Annotated in this window: 18 protein-coding genes and 1 pseudogene; 8 read left to right on the forward strand and 11 right to left on the reverse strand. The window is 51.2% G+C overall.

The window, feature by feature from the left end; all coding sequences use genetic code 11:
* Window positions 1-302: 302 nt before the first annotated feature.
* A complete protein-coding gene (locus VE954_RS26830) occupies window positions 303-767 on the forward strand; it encodes a VOC family protein (protein ID WP_324958670.1) in 465 nt (154 codons plus the stop codon).
* Window positions 754-1,473: a TetR/AcrR family transcriptional regulator gene (locus VE954_RS26835; RefSeq protein ID WP_324958672.1), complete on the forward strand. Its 720-nt coding sequence runs from the start codon at window positions 754-756 to the stop codon at window positions 1,471-1,473. The genes VE954_RS26830 and VE954_RS26835 overlap by 14 nt, the downstream gene beginning before the upstream one ends.
* Window positions 1,474-1,536: 63 nt before the next feature.
* Here the strand turns inward: VE954_RS26835 and VE954_RS26840 are convergent, their stop codons facing one another.
* The 4 genes from VE954_RS26840 to VE954_RS26855 form a co-directional block, all read right to left on the reverse strand.
* Window positions 1,537-2,727 carry an ATP-binding protein gene (locus VE954_RS26840; protein WP_324958675.1) on the reverse strand — a complete coding sequence of 397 codons (1,191 nt, stop codon included), beginning with the start codon at window positions 2,725-2,727 and terminating at the stop codon, window positions 1,537-1,539.
* Window positions 2,724-3,605: a tetratricopeptide repeat protein gene (locus tag VE954_RS26845; RefSeq protein ID WP_324958677.1), complete on the reverse strand. Its 882-nt coding sequence runs from the start codon at window positions 3,603-3,605 to the stop codon at window positions 2,724-2,726. The genes VE954_RS26840 and VE954_RS26845 overlap by 4 nt, the downstream gene beginning before the upstream one ends.
* The gene (locus VE954_RS26850; RefSeq protein ID WP_324958679.1) at window positions 3,602-3,937 is read right to left on the reverse strand and encodes a hypothetical protein; all 336 of its coding nucleotides are present in this window, start codon (window positions 3,935-3,937) and stop codon (window positions 3,602-3,604) included. The genes VE954_RS26845 and VE954_RS26850 overlap by 4 nt, the downstream gene beginning before the upstream one ends.
* A 690-nt stretch (window positions 3,938-4,627) precedes the next feature.
* Window positions 4,628-5,491, reverse strand: coding sequence for a hypothetical protein (locus tag VE954_RS26855; protein ID WP_324958681.1), 864 nt, complete (start codon window positions 5,489-5,491; stop codon window positions 4,628-4,630).
* A 667-nt stretch (window positions 5,492-6,158) separates the two neighbouring features.
* Between VE954_RS26855 and VE954_RS44435 the strand changes: the two are divergent.
* Window positions 6,159-6,290: pseudogene (locus VE954_RS44435) on the forward strand (hypothetical protein); the annotation flags it as partial.
* 186 nt (window positions 6,291-6,476) lie between these two features.
* On the opposite strand, the gene VE954_RS26860 reads toward VE954_RS44435, so the two are convergent.
* Entirely contained in the window at window positions 6,477-7,118 is a 642-nt protein-coding gene (locus tag VE954_RS26860) for a DUF1648 domain-containing protein (RefSeq protein WP_324958683.1), read from the reverse strand.
* 799 nt (window positions 7,119-7,917) lie between these two features.
* Between VE954_RS26860 and VE954_RS26865 the strand changes: the two genes are divergently transcribed.
* From VE954_RS26865 to VE954_RS26880, 4 genes are all read left to right on the forward strand, one after another.
* Entirely contained in the window at window positions 7,918-8,478 is a 561-nt protein-coding gene (locus VE954_RS26865) for a hypothetical protein (RefSeq protein ID WP_324958685.1), read from the forward strand.
* 86 nt (window positions 8,479-8,564) lie between these two features.
* Window positions 8,565-9,125 (forward strand): RES domain-containing protein, encoded by a 561-nt coding sequence (locus tag VE954_RS26870; protein WP_324958687.1) that lies wholly within the window; start codon window positions 8,565-8,567, stop codon window positions 9,123-9,125.
* Between the two features lie 1,024 nt (window positions 9,126-10,149).
* Window positions 10,150-13,638, forward strand: coding sequence for a hypothetical protein (locus VE954_RS26875; protein WP_324958689.1), 3,489 nt, complete (start codon window positions 10,150-10,152; stop codon window positions 13,636-13,638).
* A 222-nt stretch (window positions 13,639-13,860) separates the two neighbouring features.
* On the forward strand, window positions 13,861-14,754 hold the full coding sequence (locus VE954_RS26880) for a hypothetical protein (RefSeq protein WP_324958691.1): 894 nt from the start codon (window positions 13,861-13,863) through the stop codon (window positions 14,752-14,754).
* Between the two features lie 130 nt (window positions 14,755-14,884).
* Here the strand turns inward: VE954_RS26880 and VE954_RS26885 are convergent, their stop codons facing one another.
* Together VE954_RS26885 and VE954_RS26890 are read right to left on the reverse strand one after the other, a co-directional pair.
* Window positions 14,885-16,228 (reverse strand): DUF1501 domain-containing protein, encoded by a 1,344-nt coding sequence (locus tag VE954_RS26885; protein WP_324958694.1) that lies wholly within the window; start codon window positions 16,226-16,228, stop codon window positions 14,885-14,887.
* Window positions 16,229-16,239: 11 nt separating this feature from the next.
* A complete protein-coding gene (locus VE954_RS26890; protein ID WP_324958695.1) occupies window positions 16,240-18,447 on the reverse strand; it encodes a hypothetical protein in 2,208 nt (735 codons plus the stop codon).
* A 529-nt stretch (window positions 18,448-18,976) separates the two neighbouring features.
* Between VE954_RS26890 and VE954_RS26895 the strand changes: the two genes are divergently transcribed.
* Entirely contained in the window at window positions 18,977-19,108 is a 132-nt protein-coding gene (locus tag VE954_RS26895) for a hypothetical protein (RefSeq protein ID WP_324958697.1), read from the forward strand.
* Between the two features lie 221 nt (window positions 19,109-19,329).
* Here the strand turns inward: VE954_RS26895 and VE954_RS26900 are convergent, their stop codons facing one another.
* Genes VE954_RS26900 through VE954_RS26915 form a run of 4 tightly spaced genes read right to left on the reverse strand, consistent with a single transcriptional unit; the run spans window position 19,330 to window position 22,978 of the window.
* Entirely contained in the window at window positions 19,330-20,205 is an 876-nt protein-coding gene (locus VE954_RS26900; protein ID WP_324958699.1) for a MurR/RpiR family transcriptional regulator, read from the reverse strand.
* Window positions 20,202-21,077, reverse strand: a complete 876-nt coding sequence (locus VE954_RS26905) for an ATP-binding cassette domain-containing protein (protein ID WP_324958701.1) — start codon at window positions 21,075-21,077, stop codon at window positions 20,202-20,204. Before VE954_RS26905 ends, VE954_RS26900 begins: the two co-directional genes overlap by 4 nt.
* Window positions 21,022-22,011 (reverse strand): ABC transporter ATP-binding protein, encoded by a 990-nt coding sequence (locus VE954_RS26910; protein WP_324958703.1) that lies wholly within the window; start codon window positions 22,009-22,011, stop codon window positions 21,022-21,024. Before VE954_RS26910 ends, VE954_RS26905 begins: the two co-directional genes overlap by 56 nt.
* 10 nt (window positions 22,012-22,021) lie before the next feature.
* Window positions 22,022-22,978, reverse strand: a complete 957-nt coding sequence (locus VE954_RS26915) for an ABC transporter permease (protein WP_324958706.1) — start codon at window positions 22,976-22,978, stop codon at window positions 22,022-22,024.
* Window positions 22,979-22,981 lie beyond the last annotated feature (3 nt).

Below are 22,981 nucleotides of genomic sequence, written 5' to 3' on the forward strand. Positions count from 1 at the left end.
TGAAGAAGACATCATCTGCGAGGAACACCGCGTTCCAGACTGATTCCAATCACTTGATCGCGTCGCCTGTAACAGCGGCTGGACTGGGCATCATGTCCCAGCTCCAGCAGTATGAGCGCGTGGAGTCGCATCAAACCGATCAACGACCTGTGTGATATCGTACCAACCTAAAATCACAGGGAAAACTCAGCTACAGTTGCTTACATACTAAATGGTATGTAACCTGGAATCTCATACAGAAAGCAATTTTTTGGCATTTTCGATCAAATGAGCATCCAACAAGTAACTATTGAGGAGAATTCATGGGTACCAACATTAAAGTACAAACTTGCCTGTGGTTTGATTCTGGTGCAGAGGCAGCAGCTGAGTTTTACGCAGGGCTTATCAAGAATTCTAAAGTAACAGAAACAATAATGCGGGATGGAAAACCGCTGACTGTCACCGTAAATCTCGCTGGGCACGAGGTCATGCTTCTAAACGGGGGACCGCATTTTAAGCTAACAGAGGCCGCGTCCATCATGGCTATCTGCGATGACAACGCCGATGCTGACCGCCTATATAAAGCATTCATCAAAAACGGCGGAACAGAGTCCCAATGCGGTTGGCTCAAGGACCGGTGGAATGTTAGCTGGCAAATTGTCCCCGCCGCATTCATGAAGATGGCGTCAGATAAAAATCCTGAGAAGGTCGCTCGCATGATGGAAGCCATGATGAGCATGAAACAGTTGGATATCGTCAAACTTCAAAAGGCGTTTGACGGCAAATAAAGCCAAGGTCTTCGCTGCCATGGTCAAAAATTTGAAAGCCAGGAAAAAGCCAAAGCCGACCCGCATCAGGGATCTTGAAAAGACGCGTCGAGATATTCTCGACGCGGCTTTCATGGAAGTCTTTACCCGTGGCTTTCAAGGTGTGAGTGTTGATGACATTGTTAAAAAGACAACTCACACCAAAGGCGCTTTCTACCATTATTTTCCCACAAAATTAGATCTTGGCTATGCTCTTGTAGACGAAGTGATTAAGCCGATGATCATCGACCGCTGGATATCCCCACTCGATACCCTTCAAGATCCTCTTGCAGGCATCCTGAATCAAATCAAAGTACTGATCGATGGCGCAGCACCCGAAGAGTTACAGCTCGGTTGTCCGCTTAATAATCTCGTTCAGGAAATGGCACCGATTGATGCTGGATTTCGCGACAGGCTGCAGGTTGCGCTTCTCCTTTGGATCGATGAAACCAATCGCCATCTTCAGCGCGCGAAGAAAGCAGGCTTCATCAGAGCGGACGTCGATACACGTTCAGCAGCATATTTTATTGTCATGGCGCATGAAGGCTTTTATGGAATGTTAAAAGGACTGCGTGACCCGCGAGCTTTTGAAGCACTCTATGAATCCCTTGATCGATTTTTTCAATCGATATCTGCCACCCCAGTGCATGAAGAGCCTCTTGGCGCTTCGCATTGTTGTCATTCTTGAAGAAACTCAAGCGCGTTGGCTGAGCGTCTTTTTCGTTATAAGATGCGCGGGCGAGTTCGATCTCTATCTGCCTCGCAAGTATTTAGCAAGGTCCTTATATCCAGACCCCACTCCACCAAATTTCACTAGATTTTCAGCCACTCGCATCCAATCCTGGCAGGATGGACTGACCTCATCCATGGCTGCCAGCAGATCGGCCATGGAAATGGGCCTCTCGCTACTTTTCCTGATCATATCCAGAAGCGCACGCTCCTTGGCTGACTCGATGAGTCCGTCAATGTCGGCCCCTGAAAAACCCTCTGATCCCTGGGCCAATTGATCCAGATCAACGTTCGCCTCAGTGGGGATTACATGGAGCTTGAGCCTAAACAACTCGCGCCTTGCGGCGAGATCGAGTGGAGGAACAAATATTAAACGGGAGAATCGCCCAGGGCGCTTGGCTGCCGCATCAATGTCCCAGGGCATGTTTGTGGCGCCGAGGATCAGGATATCGTCATTGGATTTTCCGACTCCGTCCATCTGATTCAAAAGCTCATTGACGAGTGTGCGTGAATGATGGGACTGCACCTTCGAGCGTGAAATGGCCAGGGCATCGAGCTCGTCAAAGAATAGAACACAGGGTGTGCTCGCTCGGGCCCGTTCGAAGACGCGTGCAAGGTTGTTTTCACTGCTCCCGACATACATGCTGAGGATGTCCGATATATCAACAGAAATGAACTCGAGATCACATTCGTGTGCGATCGCTTTGGCAAACATAGTCTTGCCACATCCGGGAGGGCCATATAGCAGGATGCCGTCGCTCCGCTTCTTTGAAAACCTGGCAAAAAGTCCTGGGTTTTTAAAGGGCTCGATGACTTTGAGGCGCAAGGTGTCCTTCAGGTCCGCCATGCCAACGATATCTGAAAATTTCACCGATTCTTTCTTCGCTGCCTGATGAAGGCTCACGATATTTGAGCGACCGTCGTTCTCGTCACGATCATGAACAAGCGCGAGTCTGCCTGGTACATGGGATTCTTCAGATTTTACAGGAATTTGAGGTCGGGCAGAGCCACTTTCAGCCTCTAACTGTGCCTGGCATATCCTCATGCCCTCCAGCGCTTCCGCATGCGCTTTATTCTGGCTGAGAATAATGGAATATTGCGCGCTGGCCTCACGATAAAGCTTTTCAGACACATAAAGGTTCGCGAGTTCCAAGCGCAACTCCAGATTGAACGGATCAGTAAGAAGGCGCATTTCCATATCGTTACGTGTCATGAGCGAAATCCTTTATGGTGAATCCACTTTTTCAACAGTGGTGGCCATACCCAACTTGCCAGGCAGAACCCAAGATAGCCATACGTGAGAGGACTGAGTAGGGAGGAATTTTCTGATTTCTCCAGAAGACCAATGAGCGCAACGAACGCAACCCATAGACCTATGGACCCTGCCCATCCGAAACGGTTGAAGATCCAGAAAGGCTTCATGCTCCAATGGTTGTGCAGGGCCAGATCCTTGGCTGCATCCACAGCAGAAATACTTCGAGGGTTCATCTGAACCAGCTGCTTCGCCAGAGCGAAGGCTTCCTTTTTCCTATGGGATTGGGTCAGGCTGGCAACCAGCAGCATCAGGGTTGGTTCATATTCAGGATTTTTCGAAATCAGCTCCTCGAGTGCACTAGCCACTTTCTGGTCGGAACCCTGAACCAGCTGGACCACACAATAAATCAGGAGGCAAAACGAATCTTCCGGATCCAGCCTCATGGCTTCCTGAGAAAGACTACCTGCCTTCTTCGTATGACCGGTTTTGAGCATAAGCAATGCATAGGACGCCCAGAGTGGACCTCGCAAAGGATACTGCTGAAGCAAATCGATGATGTCCCGCTCGGCATCGGCATACTGCTCCATTTCATTCAGGATTTGAAACCTGAGCAGAAGCGCTTCGTCGTCGTTTGGATCGGATGCCAGACATTCCTGGATAGTGTTCAGAGCCTGCTTAAATTCCTTCTTTTCGTACTGCAACCTGGCAGCGAGAATTTTGAGTTCAGCATGGTCAGGATCATCCTGCAGAGCTTCCACAAGCGAGCGTTCAGCCTCGTGAAAGCGTCCCAGTTCAATCAACCTTTCGATTTTGAAGAAATTGATACTGGTGCTCATAGACGGGTCCTGATGATATAATTCACCAGGAACGGCAGCGGAAGTCCAATCAGCGCCGAGATAAGGGCCGGCTTCCAGGGACTTTTATAACGTTCAAAGCTTTCAATACTCTTCTGATTCTGCCGGTTAAACAGCCAATAAACTGCCACCATCAACACACCACTCCCTCGCGAGATAAGCCTGCTGATCCAAGGATGTTCAGATTCGATACCGGAAAGCTTTACGCCGTATATCAATCCGGCAAGCAGCAGGCCGATTGCGATCAGGAGGATACTATCCCGCTTTAACTTTCCCTGATAATGGCTATGAAAAGCCAGATATGGTAGCGCCATGAAAGGTCCGCCAAAGAATCCGACAATGAACTGAGATTGTATGGACAACCCATGACTTACATCTGAATTGGAACGGAGACTGGGACTCAGAAGATCTTTTTGCACACCGTCATCCTTCTATTTGCGACGTTGCTTTAGTAAGAGGCCTCTCGATTTCGCAAGTATTCTTGTGACGGGGACTTCCCTGAGAGCCTTGACGGAAGTGGAATAAAATGTCGTAGCAGCCCGCGACCGCATTCAGCAGAAGCAGCAGGTATAAGACCAGCACGATAGGATTGATGGCAGCCTGGCCGAGAATCTGAAGCGAGATTCTTTGATTCACAACGCTGTCGTGTGAGGCGACGAGCACTCCGCAGAAGGCAAGTTTTCGAAAAGTTTGCCAGACTGCAGAAAAGTACAAAATTTTCAGCTGCTTAAGCATTTATAGATCCATATGTTGCCGAATGATGACTTGATAGCGCATGAAAGACCATCGACCGGGCACAATATTGCACCTCCGGCAGGGAGTTACCGCGAGAGAGTGCAATTTGCTGGCTAGTAAGTTATGTAATAATTTCGTTTGGATAAGGATGATCGAGGTGTTCAACGTGTACGCAGTGGACAAGGCAGTTTGTTGAATTTTTGGATCGGGCAACTTCATCCAGGGCGGCTCTTAAAGGCATCAGCATTCCTTCGCTGATCCCGGAACGTTTAGCTCTTCTTTTTGAAAGTTGGATTCTGGCAGGTCGGAGTTATGGGTTGACTGCTGTTCTCCATTAGTATGCCTATATAGATACCCATCTGGCAGGAGATATCTCCACTCGAGGTCAAGCTGCAGCTCAAGGGAGCGCTGCGGGTGTTACCCGTGAAGATATCTATCTTGCCATCGGCTATCGTGTAATCGAACGATTGGTTATCCGTGAAAAGGATCGACTGGCCCTGCAAGAGGAAAATACCAGTCCCACTGGCTTCCGCACTCATTGTGACCGCTTCAGCGCCAAAATTCAGATCCACTTTTCCAAGGACAGAACCCTTCTCGCAGGTCGCCTGCCAGGTTCCTTTCGGGAAGTCACTTGATGTTGGGCCTGGAACCGATGTCTTTTCCTCGGGGATGAAATCAAGGATCACGCAGTCGGCAAATGGACTCGTGGCCGACATATTGTTCGTGCACTCCAGGTGGGCGTTTGACGTCTTATCCAGGACTGAAAAGGGCTGCTTTATGAGAGTGCATTCCATTTCATCCATGAATTTATCAAAGAATGTAACAGTGCTTCCCTTGGCCTCATATCGGTTGTTCGAAATGGAATTGCCACCGTCTTCGGATCTAAGGGCCCAGACATTGTTCGAAAGACGCATCTTCAAAATTGTTGCGTCATCTCCCTGACATTTGCCGATCCAGTTCTTCTGACCCGAGAACGAGCCACTGCCATCAACGGCCGGAAGAAAATCCCCCAATTCAGAAGTGACGTTAGAGCGTCCTGAAGGTCCGTTTTCGCCAGGCTCGCGGTCAGAGCCTTTGTCACTACCATTACAGCCTACAACCAGCAAACACGTGATTAGGAATTTTCTGTTCAAAGATTAACCCTCCAGATAACAACAGAATGGAACCATCGCAACCAAGACAAAAGCGCCGTTCGAATATTGCACTAAGCCCCCCCATGTCAATCGGTAGTGGAATAAAATTGTTGGATAAACCGGGAAAAAGCCGTCACTGTCAAGACAATTGTTGACGATGGATTCTTAGGTGAGTTGCGGTGAATTTGTTCCGCCATCCGCGGATATTGACAATTCACCGTTGGTAGCTGCAAAAACGGCAATTCCTCGGGACGTAGACGCTGGCCCTCAGGCTCCGAAGGATCCGGGTCCCGCGGGGAATGAGAACGGAACTGACAGGGCCGCAGACAAGGAGGCTTTGGCAAGCCTCAAGGAAGGAAATTTTGTCATCTCAGACAAGGGCCGGGTTTTCTGTGTCGGTTGCCGTGATTCAAGCAATGACATGAAACTTCAACGGGTGCCGGGCCTGTAAGGATCGGAAGCAAGTTCCGCCTCCGTTGGCATGAGTCAGCAAGACTGCTTTATCGACAGGCATCAGGATCTTTACTGCTGGGAGACAGGGTCCGAGCCGATGCGTAAAGTCGCGCCCGCGAAATTCAAGAAAGTCACATCGGGCTATAAAACGTCCTTTGCCGTGGACGACAAAGGAACGATCTGGAGCTGGGGACACGGGAGTTGGGGACTCTACATGGATGGGGACACCAAGGCCCGTACTGTGGTTGATCCTGTTCCGATCAGCAAAAATTTCAGCTATGAGACTGTTGCGGCAACCTACTATAATGCCTGTGCCATCGAAAGCAGCGGCAAACTTTATTGCTGGGGCAGTCGCTTCAGCAGTCGATTGGGTGACGGGAACGCTGGCACTTCTGAGTTGCAGGTAACCAGCAAGGATGGGCCTCTTCTCATTGCTGACTCTGCGATAAGCCTTGCGGTAGGCCCTGAATTCCGCTGCCAGCAGCTCGAGGATCACGAGGCGGAGACACCGCCACTGCTTGGACTTTGCATATCAGGATCTGCTTTCAGAAGCCTTGGCGAGGCGATAGGACCAATAGCCTGTGAAAAGGCAGATCGCCACGATGATTCCCAGGCAGACGAAAAGGTTCAGATAGAACGCAAAAAGCGTCATCCAGGTTCCTGCATTCAGAAAAAGGCGGCTGGCCAGACTGTGGGTCTTATCCCAAATTTCCTCGGATGCCAGCGTCCACCGCGTCCGAATCCCAATGAAATGGTTTCTTTTGCAGGATTTGAGTCCCATTCCCATGGAAAGGGTCAGAATACCAAGACCCCAGGTCATGAACGGAACGTTTTGGTCCCGTCCGGGATTAAGCGAGATCATAAGCACATGGGCGTAGAGGTAGAGAAAGAGGACGGCGATCCCGCTTGCGATCCAGTTGACAGCCGTTTGATTGGAAACTTCCTTGGATCCCGGCAAACGCAGGGTGACGAGCTGGAGAAAGCCTGCGACCCAGAAATAAATGCCGGGCAGGAGCCATATCATGCCGCGACTGCCCCAGTCATTAGGCTCGCCCTGAAGATTGAAATGGATGGGAATCTGATCCGGGAGATGGGGCCAGGCTATGATATTGGCGGCGCTCATGATCACGAGCGGGACAACCAGCAAAATCCAAGGCAAGTGCTTCTTCATCATGTATGCCTCCTTTAAGAGCCAGACGCGGTGGATAGAAGAATACTGCAAAATAAAGAGCCGGGCGAATATTGGCCTTTTTGGCTTATTTACTGCAGTTCGGTTAGACTCTCAAACTCGAGTCCGCGAGAAGTAGGTTCTCCGTTAGGTTCTAAACCCATATCACTAAATTCATCAATTATTAGATCGCAAAATGTTTCAACAATATCCGGCGTAAGAGATTCGGTATCCAAAATAGACAACAGCAGGCCACTGACTGACGGTCCTTGTGTGGGTTACATTCAGGAATTGACGACGCAGTATTATCAAACTCTAGCAAAGTTACCTTATGATCAGGCCGATAAAGTCATCGAATGCTTGGAGCTTCTACAGAGTATAATGGCTTCTGCATATGAACGATTTAGATGTGAGCTGCCAGATGAATTATTCGACTTCATTCGGCGCTATGAAAGGCTTTTCTCCGGCTTCCCTCTATCCTCGAAATTTGCTATTCCCTTCGAGTCACGCGGCCAGGACTGATGGCAGCTCGTCAATAAGGGTTCGGAATGATGGGAAATCGTAAGACAGCGATCGGGATTTGTCGCCCCTGAGGTTACATATCCTTGCCGCAGCCAGGGAGATTGAACCCATGCCTGGCGTCACAAAGCATGCTATTGAATATGTAACATGTTAATATTGTTATTGTTCATTTTGTTCAAAAAATACTGTTAAAATTGTTCACATTTATGCCGAAGAGGATTAAGATGTGAAGGAGGCTGAGATTATGGCAGCTGACCGTAAGGGCAATAAGGGGGGGAAAGGCATGGCACATACAAGCGGAGTCCGCGAAATTGAACGCGATGGATTTCTGGAACGTATACGCGCCCGGCTGCGAGGACTTTCCTTCGTTGAGGAGCAGGCCCTTCTCCGAAGCGTTGATGAGCTCGTTTCGCAATACACGGCAGATCACGAATCTGATGAAGAACGCCAGCTCTGGATTCGCAATGAAGAGCGGAAGGCTGTTGGCCGTCGTGAACTTATGTCGGGCTGCCTGACGTTTGAAGAGGCTGCTGAACTTTTGGAACTGAGCTCTCATGCACTGCGGATGCGGATCAACCGTGGAAAGATAATTTCGCTTCGGGATGGAAGTGACCATTTCATCCCCCGTTGGCAATTTGATCTTTCGGCGTCGGACCGAATGGTCAAGGGCCTTGATCGCGTGTTGAAGGCTATGGAATCGGCTTCAAGTGATGAAATGAAGATTCTGTGGCTCAGCCGTCCATGGGGCGGTTTTGAAGGTCTAAAGCCTATTGACGTTTTGCGCAGCGGCCGTGTTGATGAAGTGATCGAGTTTGCGCAAAGCCTCGGAGGTGGCCACGAGTGAATGCCCAGCATGGTCAGGGCGGCCTTCCCGAACCTCCTCATTCGAACCTCAATGTCCAGCCAAGATACTTCAGACTGCCAGCGGGAATGAGCCTTTTTCGTTTGGGCTCACCTGATTGGTATCGCTCTCTGTTTAATCCCAAGGGCCCCAAAGGCAGATTTGATCATCATCCTGCAGGGGAAGCACAGGAACATGAGGGATATGGAATCTGCTACCTTGGCGGTAGCCTCAGAAGCTGTATTGCAGAGACTTGTCTGACGTCCTATCCTACCGACTACTCCGTCAACGGGGTTCTTAAGTCAGATCGCATCTTTGTTGAGGTGGAAGTTCTACGCGACCTGGAACTTTTGGATCTGACGGAAGATGGCCCTCTCCTTGCCGGAACCTTTCAGGGCATTCTTGACGAGTATCAAAGACGTTCCATCACACAAGCCTGGGCACGGCGCTTTTATCACAATCCCTACTCGGAATATAAAAGGATCGATGGCATTCAATGGCTATCTTCAAAGAACGGGGAAACAGTTTACGCCGTGTATGAGCGTGCCAGAGAATGGCTCAGGATCAAAAGCACTTCAAAACTGACAAGGCGACCTCTCAAGCTGGAAGTCCTGCGTATCTGTGATGAATACAGACTTATTTTTGATTAATTGCCTAACCGAATGCATGGTGAGACCTTCCAGTCACTTGAAAATTTCTTCGATCGTCCCCGGGCGTCGTAAGACGTGAATACCCGCTTGTCTTTCATGACAAGAGAACGTTGCGACTCGCACCGTAGAATATCTGACCTTGGCTGGATAAGCTCCATAGTGGCGCCGACCGAGGACGAAAAAACCATGAACTGCTTTGCTTTTCTACAATTTCCATAGCATGTATGTTATATGCACCAGCAGATCTGGATTCTGCCGATGCTCGAACACTCGAACCAGTAACGTAGAAAGAAATAGGATGCGTTATTTCATTTTGATTTCAAGTCTTTTCATTTCGACAGCCCTGGAAGCACGAGCGGGTCGAGGACGCTCTATCGGAAGAACGTCTCCCCCAACTTCGTCATACTCACGCCCCAAAATAACGCCGCCTCCAGCAAGAAATACAACTCCACCAAGCTATGCGCCCCCTGTCTACACCAAGCCCAAGCCCGCAAGCGGAATTTCTCCCGTAACAGCAGGAGTTGTCGGGGTAGGCGCAGGTTATATGATCGGAAAAACCATCACAGCAAATGCCCAAGCACCAGACCTCGATCAATCTCCTTGTGCCTTGGGTTACCAGCGCGAACGCGATCAGTGCGTGCGTAAGTGGGAATGAGGAAGCAAGGAAAACAACTATGTGATGAACAAGCGATCGAGGAAAACAACAATGGCCGTGAATACCATGGATCCCGTCCCGGATTGGGATCACTCTAGGCAGCGAGCTCTAGGCAAAAGTCGTGGGAGCAAAAGCTGCGGAAAAAATGAAGTATTGTTGTTGCCGGCCTTCCTCCCTGGTCCTGAGGACTTCATCTTCGCGCAGTCCATCAGCATGACCTAGGATCCTGCTTTCTTTCTTCAGCACGAGAACACGAACAACATCTTGAATAAGACGAGCGATTGTAGCATGGTGGGTTCGCCCTGAATGGGTAGTTAACTGGATCGGCCCGATGGTCCGGCCTTGATGACCTTAGACAAGGAACCAAGCATGCGCACCTTTCCTTTTTTGGTCCTTGGAGTCCTAAGCCTGCTCTGGATGAGCGCTTGTTCGCGTTTTTCCAAATCATTTCAGGATACGGGTTTTCAATGCGGCTGGGATCAGCGTGTTCATTCGGATGCTTATGCCTTCAAGATCCTTAAACCTTCGGGTGAATCCTTGTCCGAAAGCGAGCGCGCCGTGACGATGGCGCGATTTCTGCGTAACGACGGCCAAGCCAACTCGTTGTCGCTCTCTTCCAAGGGCTGCGTTCAAGTCCCAAGTCCAGATGGTGTCCTGCAGGTTCACAGCCTGAACCTGGAAATGCATGCCTCCGCGGACGTATCGGCATTGCTTCAGGAAGGGGGGCGCTTGCACGACCTGAGACTGGCCTCCAACAGCAAGGATTTTCGTGCTGAAATCATCTGCCCTAACGAGGGATTTTTTGGGGCGGACACATTGCCCCTTCTGCTCCAGGTATCCCATTCAGCTCTGGACGCCTTTCGCTTCCGTGTCAACGCCTCGCGATCAAGCGATGGCAAAATTATTCCGTTGTTTCAAAAAAAGTATGGTCGTAACGAAGCTCTGCCCGCTCATTTGGATGTCCGGGACCTTGACGAAGGCGCCTATGAGATTTCATTTACTATAGAGAGCAGTGAGGATGGTTGGGACAAGGAAATTCCCGTTACCCGCAGCCATTGCCCTCTTTATGTTCTGAGAGCGCCACCGGGCGTACAGGACGCGGAAAACCGGATCATCGGTGAAAAATCCGTACTGAAACCGGGCCAGGCTTTGCCCTGGCGGACCACCGCTCCCTTTCAGGATCTCCATTACTGTCGCGAGAAACGCAGCTCGGATGAAGATCATCTGCCAGAGTCCAGCACCTGCCAAGCTTCATCACGCTGCCTGGAGCGAAATTCCTTTCAATCCGCTCACAATGCTGTTGCCGAGGATCCGGGAGTCTATGACTACTTTCTGCTGGCTCGTGATCGAGCCGGACGTGAATCGACACCCGTCTGCCAGCGCGTGATCATCGCGGAAAAACCGCCGGTCCTTCAGGTCACCTGGGTACCGCAGCGCTGGCGTCAAGCGATGCCCGTGATGCACGAAGCCCTTGAAATGATCCAGGCCACGATCGATGTTCAGCATGCGGAAAGGCGGGACTCCGATCTCAGGCGGAATCTGCAGTGTAAAGTTGATTTGCTCGTGCAAGGCAAATCCGTTCTGCCGGGTCAGGATGTGGTCTGCCGTTCAACGAGCTGCGAGGGGCAGACGCTGGATGAATACCGAAGGTGTGATGAGGTCATGAATCTGGACCTTAAGTCCTTCTGGAAAAATCAAAGAGCGGATTCCTATCTTCTGCGTTTGCATGTGCGAGCTGAAGATGGTGCTGGTCAGCAGGATAACGCGGTCCAGGTTGTCTGGATCCACCCGCATCGATTTCAGCCAGCACCAGCGAATTTCGAAGGTCTTTCGCCTTCCGTACCAGGTGATTTACTGGATATCGTGCGCTTCAAGGATCAGATTCTAGCAAGGTCCGCGCAGCATCTTGTGAAATGGGATCGATCGACTCGAGCCTGGTCGTATATGGGACCGCAGTCTGGCTTGAGTCCCTTAAAAATGATCTCAACAGCGGACGGCGAAGTTTATGGTTTCGGCGCGGCCCCGATTGCAGGTACGACCCAAAGGAAAGTGGTGATCGGTCGTTGGAATGGCACCACATGGGAAATAGCAGCGCATTACCCTGATGAGGCGACTGCGCTTTGCTTGTCGACTCAACTGACGCTCGATCTTCAGCATCGATCGTTGAATGTGCATCCGCAGGAAGGTTTTATCTGCAGCAACTCGCGGAAATCGGTGCATTTCAGCAAAGGCGCCTGGAAGGAGATGGAATTATCACCGTGCGCCATCGATTTCGCGATGGACCTGCGTGACAACTACCGCCGAGTCTATGCTGTCGCGCACGATGGAACGGAAGCGCTCCTCTGCCGATCGAGAGGCATCTGGCAGAGGCGGGCCGGTGAGGAATGGAAGCAAATCCAGTTAGCAGAGTCGCCCCCGGCACAGAAGATTATCTTTGATGAAAAACATCGCCTATGGGTTTTGCAGAGCAAGATCTCAGGCGAGCGGGTCCAGGCGCAACTCGGTTTTTTCGAGAACGACGCCTACCATGCGGTCGCGATTCCGGCCTTCAATGAGGCCCCGGACCGTTTTCCCCAGGGACCCAGCCTGCAGCTCGGATATGCCGGAGGGCTTTTATTCCAGGATTATGTCTGGAATGAAGACAAGAAGGCCTTTGATCCCTTGCCGTCCAGGCCCTTGGGCCTCAAACCGGGTGATGTCCAGGCTTTTCCTTTGGGAGGCCAGCAGCTGCTCATGCGGTCTCATGACAACATCCATTTTTGGAACGCGGGTACCTTGGAACTTATCCCCATCACCTGGTTCAATCTCAAACTCGATGCGCAGAGGTGGTCGCAAATCATAGACGATGGATCCGGCACGCTCTGGTTTGCCGCGCAATCACCCGCTGAAGCCCATTCGCGCTTCTATACCTATAAGAAAAGAGCATGGAACGCGTTTGGAACCGGAGAGAACCTTGTCGGACCCTCGCAGAGTTCGGCGGTTCAAAGCATCTGGTTCGACGATCCGTCCGGGCCAATCGTAGCGGTCAGCGACCGCGGCCTGGCGAAGTGGAGCCAGAACAGCTGGGAATTCCAGCCTTTGGCGGCACAGGGTCAGCTGCAGAGTATCGTGCGTCGCACCACGGGTGACTTTTGTTACAGCGACCTGCGAGGCGTCCATTGCCCAGCCTTGATCGATTTTCCTCTCCTGACCACGGCGGGCCGTCCCAAAGGTCTGCAGCTGGCCACCAGCCCTGATGACCGCAATCGCGTCTGGATCTTTGAACCTGAAAGTTTGAACGTATGGAGCTTTGATGGCAAAAAATTGGAGTCTGCGCCCTTGCCTGAAGCAGCGGCGTTCATCATCGAGGAAGGCGTCCGCGTCGTAGGAGGGCACGTCTTTGCCAGAGCTCAACAGGGCGGCACATGGCTCTGGGACGAAGAACTGGGGATTTGGCAAATCGCTGATTTTGCCTCGCTGAAATGGCCAGCGGATATCGATATGTTAGTTCCTGTGACGGCACACAAGACTTTGATTCAAACGATGCAAGGACAGCTGATCCTGAATGATCGGCAGAATGGAAATGAGGAGTGGCTTGTGACATCCGTCGAGCCGCTGTTCGGCATGTCCTATTTCTCTGCTCATGAAATTGGTGAAAAGGATTATGTGCTCGTGACGGTGGACGGCATCTATCGGGGACATGGTCAAGACTGGCGGCTCATCCTGGTTCGAAGCGAATTCAGCGAGATTTTCCCAAAGCGCTTCAACTACTATATGAATGGCAGTTATCTGGATCAGCACAGGAATCTCTGGTTGAAGCTTGATGAGCACAATGATCGTCTGCTGCGGCTGGAATTAAATGATCCACAAAACTTTTAGGGGCAGAATGTGGGGATAGTCGTGGACCTCGCGCAATGAGACGAAGGCTCGCCAGGATCCCAAACCACATTCTGGGTCACTGTTCGACTCGCAAGATTTCTTCGTAATCTGACTGTTTTTCACCGACCTTGTTAATAAACACCTGATATTAATACTGAATATTGTGGCACTGACTTTGCAGTTCCATGCGAGTCGTTCCCCTGTAGGAAAGGATAGGCCGAGATGAAAAGAGACGCTGTCGCGGTATGCATATCCATGCTCTTCGCCCTGTCCTGCACGAGTCATAAGAAAGCCAACCCCAAGCCAGATCTTATGGAAGAGCAGATCCTGGCAAGATCTGACTTTCAATTCAGCTCGCTTCGAGCCGTTCCTTGGGAGGCGACAGAAGAGGGATTGAAAGGCTTTTTCAGCGACTATCGGAAGACTTATTTGCCCGAAGCTTTGCTGAGCCTTGACCTTGAGGGGTGTTCCGCCTTCGACACGGAATTCAGTTTTATGTTCCGTTGCGTAAAAGTGAGTTTTTCCAAGGATGACCATACGTTGGATCTAAATGCCAGTGTGACTTTGAGCTTCGACTTAAGCACGCAGACGTTTGGAATTCTACAAAACTCCATTTCATATGCGAGCGGACTCTACGAATCTCGCAGGTACAATTATCAGGATGAAGACAGGGTCATTGGAGCCAACCTCCTGCATCTTTCAAAAACCTTTGATGCATGGGTCAATGACAATCCAAAAATGAAAGTGAAGGTCTTCGATCGACCTTATCCGGAATTTGCCGCGGAAGTCGGAAAATATTTTGGTTCGGAAGGAACGACTGCGGAGTTGAAGCCTGGGATTTCGCTGCATTTGCTTCCCGATGCTGCAAACGCCGGCGTGGGGAAGGTGAAATTCGCCGCAGCGGATCCGGAGGCATTTATTCGACGCAATTCGGAGGGAGTCGAGATGAGCAACACTGTGCTAGGCTGCAAAGACTTGGAATGCTTGAACAGAGGCCAAGTCTACTATCAACTGTTCGGATCCACACTCAGCATCGGCTCCGGTCCCCTAAGCGGTTTTGAATATGGCGAAGAATTCTCCGCGATCAAGTTCAAAGAATGGCCTCCTGAAAAATAGGATTTCCGAGGAAAAAAAGCAGTCCAACCACGGGTTTGATGAGGCACGGGAAGGCAATCTCTGAACGCCTTCCGTGCCCAACAAGGTCTTGCAGGCTCACACCGGTCGAAAGCACGAGATCCTGCCTGGATCAAGATGATCCTTTGTTAGCGCCCTCCAGAATAGGAAGAAGCGGAGCATCAAGGACGAACGCATTCAACAAAGGATTCGTTTCAATCCCTGCGAATCTTCTTAATGCGAGATGGATCATCTCCGGTCTCAGGATGATCCCATCCACATCATCAAGGGCCAAGGTTGCGGGATTAACTTTAAGCGGAAGAACTTTGTCATCGGTTCCCCCAACCAGTCGACCGCCTTTCACACCTCGTCCCATCAGCATCATGCCTGAGATGGGGTGATGATCCTTCCCCATTTTATCGTTGTAGCCCGAGCTGCCGTTATCGTAGAGAGGCGTACGGCCAAACTCAGAGGAGACGACTATGGTAACCTGTTCCCTTAGGCCCAGAAGGTCCAACCTGTGTATAAGATAGTCAATGGCGCGGAGCAGGTCGTCACACATAGGGTAGTGCCATTGATCGTGATTCTCATGGGTATCAAAGGAACTGAGCTGGACACTGGCGCCGCCTGCGACTCCTGCTTTAAAAGCAGCCGTCATAAGTTCGATCTGAGCAAACAAGGGATTCCCCCAGTCTGTTAAACCTCCTTCAGGCAAAAACTGGTTCAGGCCACCAAGACTTCCCGGACTGGTCCGTACGGCATGAAGAATGCTGGCTCGCCGCGATTGGGGCGTGGACGACGAAGAAGAAGATAAATTTTTCGTGCGGGCGTTCATTGCGGGACGGATTATGCCATTCCAAAGGTCGTCATTCATAAAGCGATCGTTGCCGCCTGGGTGCACAAGGTTGGGCTCCGAGGTCCTCTGGAGATTTGTGATAAAGCCCTGTACCGAACCGATACGAGTGGCCGCTACCAGTCCCCCCGTTTCCGGGTAATTGCCCTGACTCATATAAGCCATCGGCAGGTCAGGCCGCGTGCAGGCCACAGCCATCGCTGGAAATGCGGGCCATGATTGTCCCAGGTTCCCAGCCAGTGCATAGGCACGTCCGGTTTCGTGAGAAAACGTTCCCATATCGATCCCACGAACGATCAGAAGATCATTTTTGTACTTTTGGAAAAACCTATCGTAGAAATCCTGTCCGTCTTCCTGCTGGGTGACGGGGTTCCAGACGTTTCGAGCCGGGCCCTTGTAGGGAGCGTAGGAAAAAACGCCTTCCTGCCTGATCTCACCGGCGCCATAGCTGTTGATTGGCTGTCCCTTGGGATCGAATAAACACGTAGGGTCCCATCCGCCCTCGGCAAAGATGGAAACCCAGAAAGGCCCTGGGAAGTTGTTCTGCGATTGAGCAGGACGATTATCCAAACCCAGCATGAGACCACAGGAACCCGCCAGTTTTAAGAAATCACGACGATCCATTGTCATTCTCCTTATTCCGTCAGGAATTTTTGATCGGCAAGCATAACAGCAAAGACCGCTGACCAAGCCTGCACAATGCCTTTTGGATCGTGAGTCAGATGTTTTTCGGACGGCAGTGGCTGCGCATCCCAACGAACTTTGACCTGACAGTTTCCATTGAGGATCTGTTTTTTCGGATCCCCCTTGACCTCGTTCATGACGGTTTGAAAGAGCTCCCAATCAGCACTCACCTCGGCGCTATCCAGGCTTACCTCCTCGCCGAGAAGCTGGAATCGCAGTTTTTGCAGGCTAAGTTTCATACGGTCCAAATCCTCATGAGGTTCATCCATCGCCGAAGCAAGGGGCAGGAGCCTCGCCTTGGCCTCAAGGAGTTGGACGCTTTCGTCCTGACTCAAGAGATGAGGAACGACACGACAGGACATTTCGCTCGCCATTCGAAGACTCACCTGTGACATGAGTCCACTGAAATCAGGTGGGCTTTTCATGACGCTCTTCGAGTCTACCCCTCCGTAAAAGTGGTAGAATTCTCCCTTAAGGAGTGATTCCCCATTGTTATTGGTCCACCCCCGACCCAGAAGTTGCAGGATCTTCCGATCGAGCTTTTGAGGACTCAATATTTTTGCAGGAAGGTAGTGACTGGACAGCAGACGTTCCAGATCATTGGCGTCATTCCCAGGGTTGGAAAGCGCGAAGATGGGATCCTTCACGATGGTTTTAATGAGGGCCTTCAAATTGTAACCTGACGCGACGAAAGCCTCCGACCATTTTTTAAAGGACTGCTCCTGATTCAGATACAATTCCATTTGGTGAGGGGCATCCTTGTCCACGCTGCGAGGCACTTCAACAGACTCGACCCCTAGAATCATGTGAGCCATGGTTCGAACAGTCTGCATAGCGAAACGAGGATCGTCCTGAATCCTTGTTGAAAGCCATCGCACCGCATCCGTAGTCTGATCAGCAGGCATGGCGTCGCCTGCAAAACCCGGTGCGAACATGTCCTTGTACCAGGAAGGGTTTTGATAGCCACCATACTCGTTCCAGTTTTGGATTGAACCCGCTATAGGGTCCATGACCGCGTGGCAGACGGTACAGGCCCGGTTCGTCATGGTCGGTTGTTTTTCACTCGCAGCGGAAGGCAGGAGTCGTGACTTGGAAAAGTTCAGGATATTCATGCCTAGAAAACTGGTGGTTATGGCATTGGCTCGATGCCGGTTCCTGTTCGTGGATGTCGTGGGGTGCCTCCGCATGAAGATAGGATCGGTCAGCACACCCGCGTGGTGATCGCCTGGAACGTACTCTCTCCATTCATCGGCTTTATACGTATGTCCTTCGTCAGGCCGGCAGTTCACCGGATATGAAAATTTTACCTGATCCTGGATGTTCAGCGTGCACGCAGCCAACGCATTCACGACCCTATACGGGGCATTGAGTATCTCCTTGAAACTCCGGTTGCCCTCGACAACGTAGCGAATCAAATGCAGCGAGCTTCGCGCCAACGCCTCGTTGCTATCACGTTGGGCTCGATAGTAGTCCTCCTGCTTCGGCCAGGCTTCACGCGGTTCATACCAAGGCTCTACGTTTTCTGGCCGCAGGGCGTACAGGGCCTCGAGATTTTCCAGAAACGAGTCTGTACCCAGGAGCTCATTATAGGTCTCCATGAGGTTGTCATAAAAAGCAGGTTCACTCAGCAAGGCGTCCAAAACAGAATCAAGTCCGGAAGCCCCATTTTTTTCAAGCTGCTCAATCTCCGCTTGATGTGGCAGTCGGTTGGCGAGTTTCACAGCAGCTTTTCGCAGGACCCCTTGGAGACTGTAGGCCTGGGAATTTTGCAGAATCTCCTGATTTTCTATGATCGGACAGTTGTCAACGGCGTCGCCAGATCGGGAATCTTCGACGAACTCACGCAACTCAACATACTCAGGACTGTCAATCGCCAGGACTTCACCGCCATAGTGGGAAACTTGCAGCGTCGGTTTTTTCAGCAGCACATCACTGGGATCCAAGGCCATCGAACGCAGGTTCTGAAAATTTGTGTTCAGTGAGTCCGCTTCAATCTGGTTCCGAAATACGAGACGTGCACCGAATTTTTGTGCGACGCCCCCACTCTGATGACAGCCATAGCAGCGTTCTGCTACAATTGGGGCCCAGATTGTTTGCCCGAACTCTCGCAATCGTCCAGAACATGTTTGCAACCTGCGTTCGGCGTTTCCCCGCCACATGAAGTGAGAACTCCCGCTCTTGGTCGCCATGTTTGAAACCGGTACGTTTGTTTCTCGCTTGAACTGACAGGATGCAGCTCCGTATATCGATATCAGTAATAATATTCCAGCAACGCGAAACCTCTCGAAAGGCATTTCGTGATCCCTTATGCGCTTGGCTTGAATGTTTTTGCAGCAGATTCTTCGCGGAAAGAATGTCGAAAAGCATATTTCCTGAGATTATCCAACATCTATGCAATTGCAAGATGAATCGGCTGGCATGGACTCGACGGGAATTCATGAGAAGAAAAATTCCAGGCCCATCAGTCCTTCAAGGGCATCATCGTTCAATATTCTTCAACCGCTCCCGTAGCGAGATTTGTCAAGTGATGCTTGCCTATACAGCACGATCAAAAAATCCTTCCTTACTACTAAAAGAAGCTTTTTCCGTCTTGAAAGTGAACAGCTTGTAACAGGAAATTTACATCGTGAGCTGGTTCTTTATATTTAGCTTATGCACACTGTAGGGAGTATGTCCATAAAGTCTCCCATGCGTTCATCGAGCATTCCGGTCCAATCCATTGGTGTCTGTGATGAGGTGGATGAGTGGCCAGAGGATATGTTGGAAGCGGTTCTCCAGAGTCTTCTGCATGCCCTCGGCAACAGCGCTGATCATGGCTAGATTCTCCCTTCAAAACGTGGTCAGAGCCTTTCCCCTGCCCTTCTCATCGTCGAGGCGAACAGCGATTTATCAGGGAAAATCCAGGTCCGGCCGCGGAGACGGCCTCGGCCACAAGCGGGCGGGGGGTCAGGCTATCGGCAGTCAGGCAGCACAGGACAACCCTGCTGCTCCGCCCTTGAACAGACTGCATGGGTACGGCCTTCCTCGTGCTCTTTAATTGTTCACGACCAGGCTTGATCACGCCCATCTTCATCAAAACGGATGAGATCGCGTTCCGTGCCGTCTTCATTGTTCTTCATACTCTTGAGCCTGAAGGCATCCCATTCGGCCACCAAAGCTCGAATGAGCAGAAGGCTGGCTGTCAACGAGTTGGACGGAAAAATATTATCATTGGCTGCATAGAGCGCCGTGCTCACCAGGGGTACGAGAGGGCTGACGCTGCGATCGGTGATCGCAATGCATGTCAGACCCAGACTGCTGGCAAACTGCGCGGCCGCAATAACCGTTGAACTATAGGGCGGAAATGAAAACAGCCAAAGGATATCGTCCGGACTTTGGGCCAATCGGAGTTGATTCTCAAAGCTGTTGAAATTCTGTCGCAGGAAAATCGATCTTTTGCCTTGCAGGGTCAGCTGATAGGTGGCCATCTGAGCGAGCATGGCACTGGCGCCAGAACCCAAGGTATAAACAACTTTGGCTTCGCATAAAGACTTGGACATGGCCCTGAGGCTGGCCACCGAAAGTTGAGCCAAAGTCCGATCGATGTTAGCCAGTTCCTGATCAGCAATCGCACATAGAAGATTTTTACCTTCCTCAGGATTGGCTTGAGAATGCCTCTGGGGAATTCCAAGCTCGCGGCTGGCTCGCCTTTGCAGCTCGGCTTTCATCTCCAAAAATCCCTTGAATCCCAATGAACGGGCAAAACGCACGACCGTAGCTTCGCTGGTTTTTGCCACTTTTGCCAGGATGGCCACACTCATCCTTATGCTTTCATGCGGATACTGAATGAGATAATCAGCAATCCGCTGCTCCGAAGGCGTCATGCTCGGATAGTATTGCTCCAGGATGCGCGAAAACATATCTTCATTGTCGTTCATAAGTGCGTGTCCATTCGTTTCAAAGGAGCATGGTTCATTCGCTGGCCGAGATCCGCATGAGGAATACTGCGGATCAAAGCTTTTGTATAGGGGTGCGTCGGTGCACCGCAGACCTGTTCCGCTCGCCCCAATTCGACAATGCGGCCTTGATTCATCACGGCAATTCTGTGGGCCAGAAAGCGGACAATCGATAGATCATGAGATATAAAGATCAGCGCCAGGCCGAGCTCTTCCTGCAGCTCTTTGAAAAGGTTGATGACCTGGGCTTGAATCGATACATCCAAGGATGATACAGGTTCATCTGCCACGAGTATCTTAGGCGAAAGTGCCAACGCACGGGCAATGCCGACTCTTTGCAGCTGTCCTCCAGAAAATTCATGAGGAAACCGAAAGCGCAGCCGAGGACTTAATCCAACCTGCTCCAAAAGTTTTATGCAGTGCTGCTCATACTGGGTTTCGCTTGCATGCAGCCGATAGATGCGCATGGGTTCCATAATTGCGCTGGCAATCGTTTGCCTGGGATCAAGGCTCGCCGAGGGGTCCTGAAACACCATTTGAATATGGCGACGTATTCTATTTACGGCTTTTCGATCGGCTTGCAGAATGTTTTCACCACAGATCCAGATTTCACCTTCCTGCGGTTCAATCAATCTGAGCAGGGCGCGGGCCAAGGAACTTTTTCCACAGCCAGACTCGCCGACAATACCCAGTGTTTCACCCGGGTCCAGAGTCAGCGAAATTCTATCCACAGCAGTATATCCAGTTCGCCCCGCAAGAGGATAGCGTACGCTGACTTGTCTGACATCAAGCAGACCTTCATGGGCTATCATCGACGTGCCCTTGGCCGTTGAAGCAGCGGTATCGATGATCATGAAGCAGCCTTTCTGGGGGAAAGTGGTGATGGCATAAATCCAGTTGTTGTTCACAACGTTCTGCAAAGGCGCAGCCTGGACCATCCACCCTGGCCATCGGCGGTTGACCACTGAGGACGGGCAAACGATCAAGGGCAGGGGCTTGCCAGCGTGGGATGGAACGAAGCAGGGCCTGAGTATAGGGATGTTTCGGCCGTGCATAGACCTCAGCGGTCGCGCCCTCTTCAACGATGCGCCCAGCATACATAACAATGACGCGATCGCACAGCGCAGAGATAACTCCCCAATTGTGCGAGATCAGAAGCAAGGACATGTCCTGCCGCGCCCGCATTTTATCGGCCAAAAGTTCAAGCACCTGCGCCTGGATCGTGACATCGAGAGCCGTTGTGGGTTCATCGGCAATCAGAAGGTCCGGATCATTGGCAAGAGCCATGGCAATCATAATGCGCTGGCGCATGCCACCTGAAAATTGGTGCGGGAACTGCCTGCTACGACGCTCGGGCTCAGTGATCCCGACATCCCGTAACAGAGCCAAGGTCTGCTGATACAGCTCGGCTTTGCTGCGCTTTTGGTGCACCGCGATTGCTTCGGTGATCTGAGAGCCTACCGTGTAGAACGGACTCAGTGAGGACATGGGGTCCTGAAATATCATGCTGATCCGATTGCCGCGCAGCTGCTGCTTTTGCTGGCTGGGCAGCTGCAGGATATCGCGCCCCCTGAACAGGATTTCACCAGACCTGATGTTTCCAGCGGGACGGGGCACCAAATCGAGAATGGAAAGACCGGTCATGGTTTTGCCACTCCCTGACTCACCGACGATACCGACAGCTTCGCCAGTTCGAATCGAAAAGGAAACATCCTTCACGACATCCAACGATCCCGCAGGGGTCGAGAAGCTCGTTGATAGATGCTGGACATTCAGCAAAGCCTGCATACGGGAATCCTCAAACTTTCATATTCGGATCCAGGGCATCGCGCAACCCATCGCCGAGGAAGTTGATGGCCAGGAGGGTTAAACAAAAAAACAAAGATGGAAATGCGAGCAGCCAAGGCCCGGTCTCGAACACCCGACTTCCTTCGCTGATCAACGTTCCCCAGCTGGCCACGGGCTTTTGAATCCCATCACTTCCTATCACCTGAAAGGGAATGCCGATAAAACTCAAAAATGCTTCCTGCATCATGACACTCGGAACGGTGAGGGTTGCATACACAGCCACCAGGCCGAGCGTATTCGGAATCAGGTGTTGAAAGATAATGCGGGTATGGGAAGCGCCACAGGACCGCAGCGCCAACACAAAGTCACGCTCCTTTAACGAGAGGATCTGCCCCCTCACAAGACGGGCCATGCCCAGCCATTGAAAAAGTGCCAGGATGATAAAGAGTAGATAAATACTGCTGACTGAAAAGAACACCATAATCAGAACTATGATGAAGTAATATGGCAAGGAATAGAGAAAATCGACAAAGCGCATCATAAGCCGATCGGTCCAACCTCCAAAGTAACCGGCAATGGCGCCGTAACTGATGCCAATCAGCATACTGACCGTGGTGGATATCAGGCCGACGCTCAGAGAAATTTTCCCTCCATAGAGGACGCGGGCGAGCAGGTCTCGACCCAGATCATCGATCCCAAACCAGTGTTCGAAAGAAGGAGGCGTGGCTTCCAGGACAAAGTTGATTTCGTCCCATTTCGACTGCAGAAAATATTCGCCTGTGAAACAAGCCAGGGCCATGAGAACGAGAAAGATCAGGGATACACAAGCGATTCTGTTCTGCTTCAGTCTTCGCCATGCTTCAACGTAGAGACTCGCGGACAGCTCCAGGGCCCCTGGCTCCGGAAGCCTCCGAGGAGCAGCAAAAGCTGCAAGGAAAGCGCGCGCTTCGTTAAATTGTTTCAGCATAGG

Source organism: Oligoflexus sp., from assembly GCF_035638955.1.
Classification (GTDB): Bacteria; Bdellovibrionota_B; Oligoflexia; order Oligoflexales; family Oligoflexaceae; genus Oligoflexus.

Excerpts from the sequence above, each read along its gene's own strand:
- VE954_RS26830 (WP_324958670.1), top strand. The coding sequence starts at position 303 with ATGGGTACCAACATTAAAGTACAAACTTGCCTGTGGTTTGATTCTGGT.
- VE954_RS26840 (WP_324958675.1), bottom strand. The coding sequence starts at position 2,727 with ATGACACGTAACGATATGGAAATGCGCCTTCTTACTGATCCGTTCAAT.
- VE954_RS26845 (WP_324958677.1), bottom strand. The coding sequence starts at position 3,605 with ATGAGCACCAGTATCAATTTCTTCAAAATCGAAAGGTTGATTGAACTG.
- VE954_RS26850 (WP_324958679.1), bottom strand. The coding sequence starts at position 3,937 with ATGGCGCTACCATATCTGGCTTTTCATAGCCATTATCAGGGAAAGTTA.
- VE954_RS26860 (WP_324958683.1), bottom strand. The coding sequence starts at position 7,118 with ATGATGAAGAAGCACTTGCCTTGGATTTTGCTGGTTGTCCCGCTCGTG.
- VE954_RS26865 (WP_324958685.1), top strand. The coding sequence starts at position 7,918 with ATGGCACATACAAGCGGAGTCCGCGAAATTGAACGCGATGGATTTCTG.
- VE954_RS26870 (WP_324958687.1), top strand. The coding sequence starts at position 8,565 with ATGAGCCTTTTTCGTTTGGGCTCACCTGATTGGTATCGCTCTCTGTTT.
- VE954_RS26875 (WP_324958689.1), top strand. The coding sequence starts at position 10,150 with ATGCGCACCTTTCCTTTTTTGGTCCTTGGAGTCCTAAGCCTGCTCTGG.
- VE954_RS26880 (WP_324958691.1), top strand. The coding sequence starts at position 13,861 with ATGAAAAGAGACGCTGTCGCGGTATGCATATCCATGCTCTTCGCCCTG.
- VE954_RS26885 (WP_324958694.1), bottom strand. The coding sequence starts at position 16,228 with ATGGATCGTCGTGATTTCTTAAAACTGGCGGGTTCCTGTGGTCTCATG.
- VE954_RS26890 (WP_324958695.1), bottom strand. The coding sequence starts at position 18,447 with ATGTGGCGGGGAAACGCCGAACGCAGGTTGCAAACATGTTCTGGACGA.
- VE954_RS26895 (WP_324958697.1), top strand. The coding sequence starts at position 18,977 with ATGCGTTCATCGAGCATTCCGGTCCAATCCATTGGTGTCTGTGATGAG.
- VE954_RS26900 (WP_324958699.1), bottom strand. The coding sequence starts at position 20,205 with ATGAACGACAATGAAGATATGTTTTCGCGCATCCTGGAGCAATACTAT.
- VE954_RS26905 (WP_324958701.1), bottom strand. The coding sequence starts at position 21,077 with ATGATCATCGATACCGCTGCTTCAACGGCCAAGGGCACGTCGATGATA.
- VE954_RS26910 (WP_324958703.1), bottom strand. The coding sequence starts at position 22,011 with ATGCAGGCTTTGCTGAATGTCCAGCATCTATCAACGAGCTTCTCGACC.
- VE954_RS26915 (WP_324958706.1), bottom strand. The coding sequence starts at position 22,978 with ATGCTGAAACAATTTAACGAAGCGCGCGCTTTCCTTGCAGCTTTTGCT.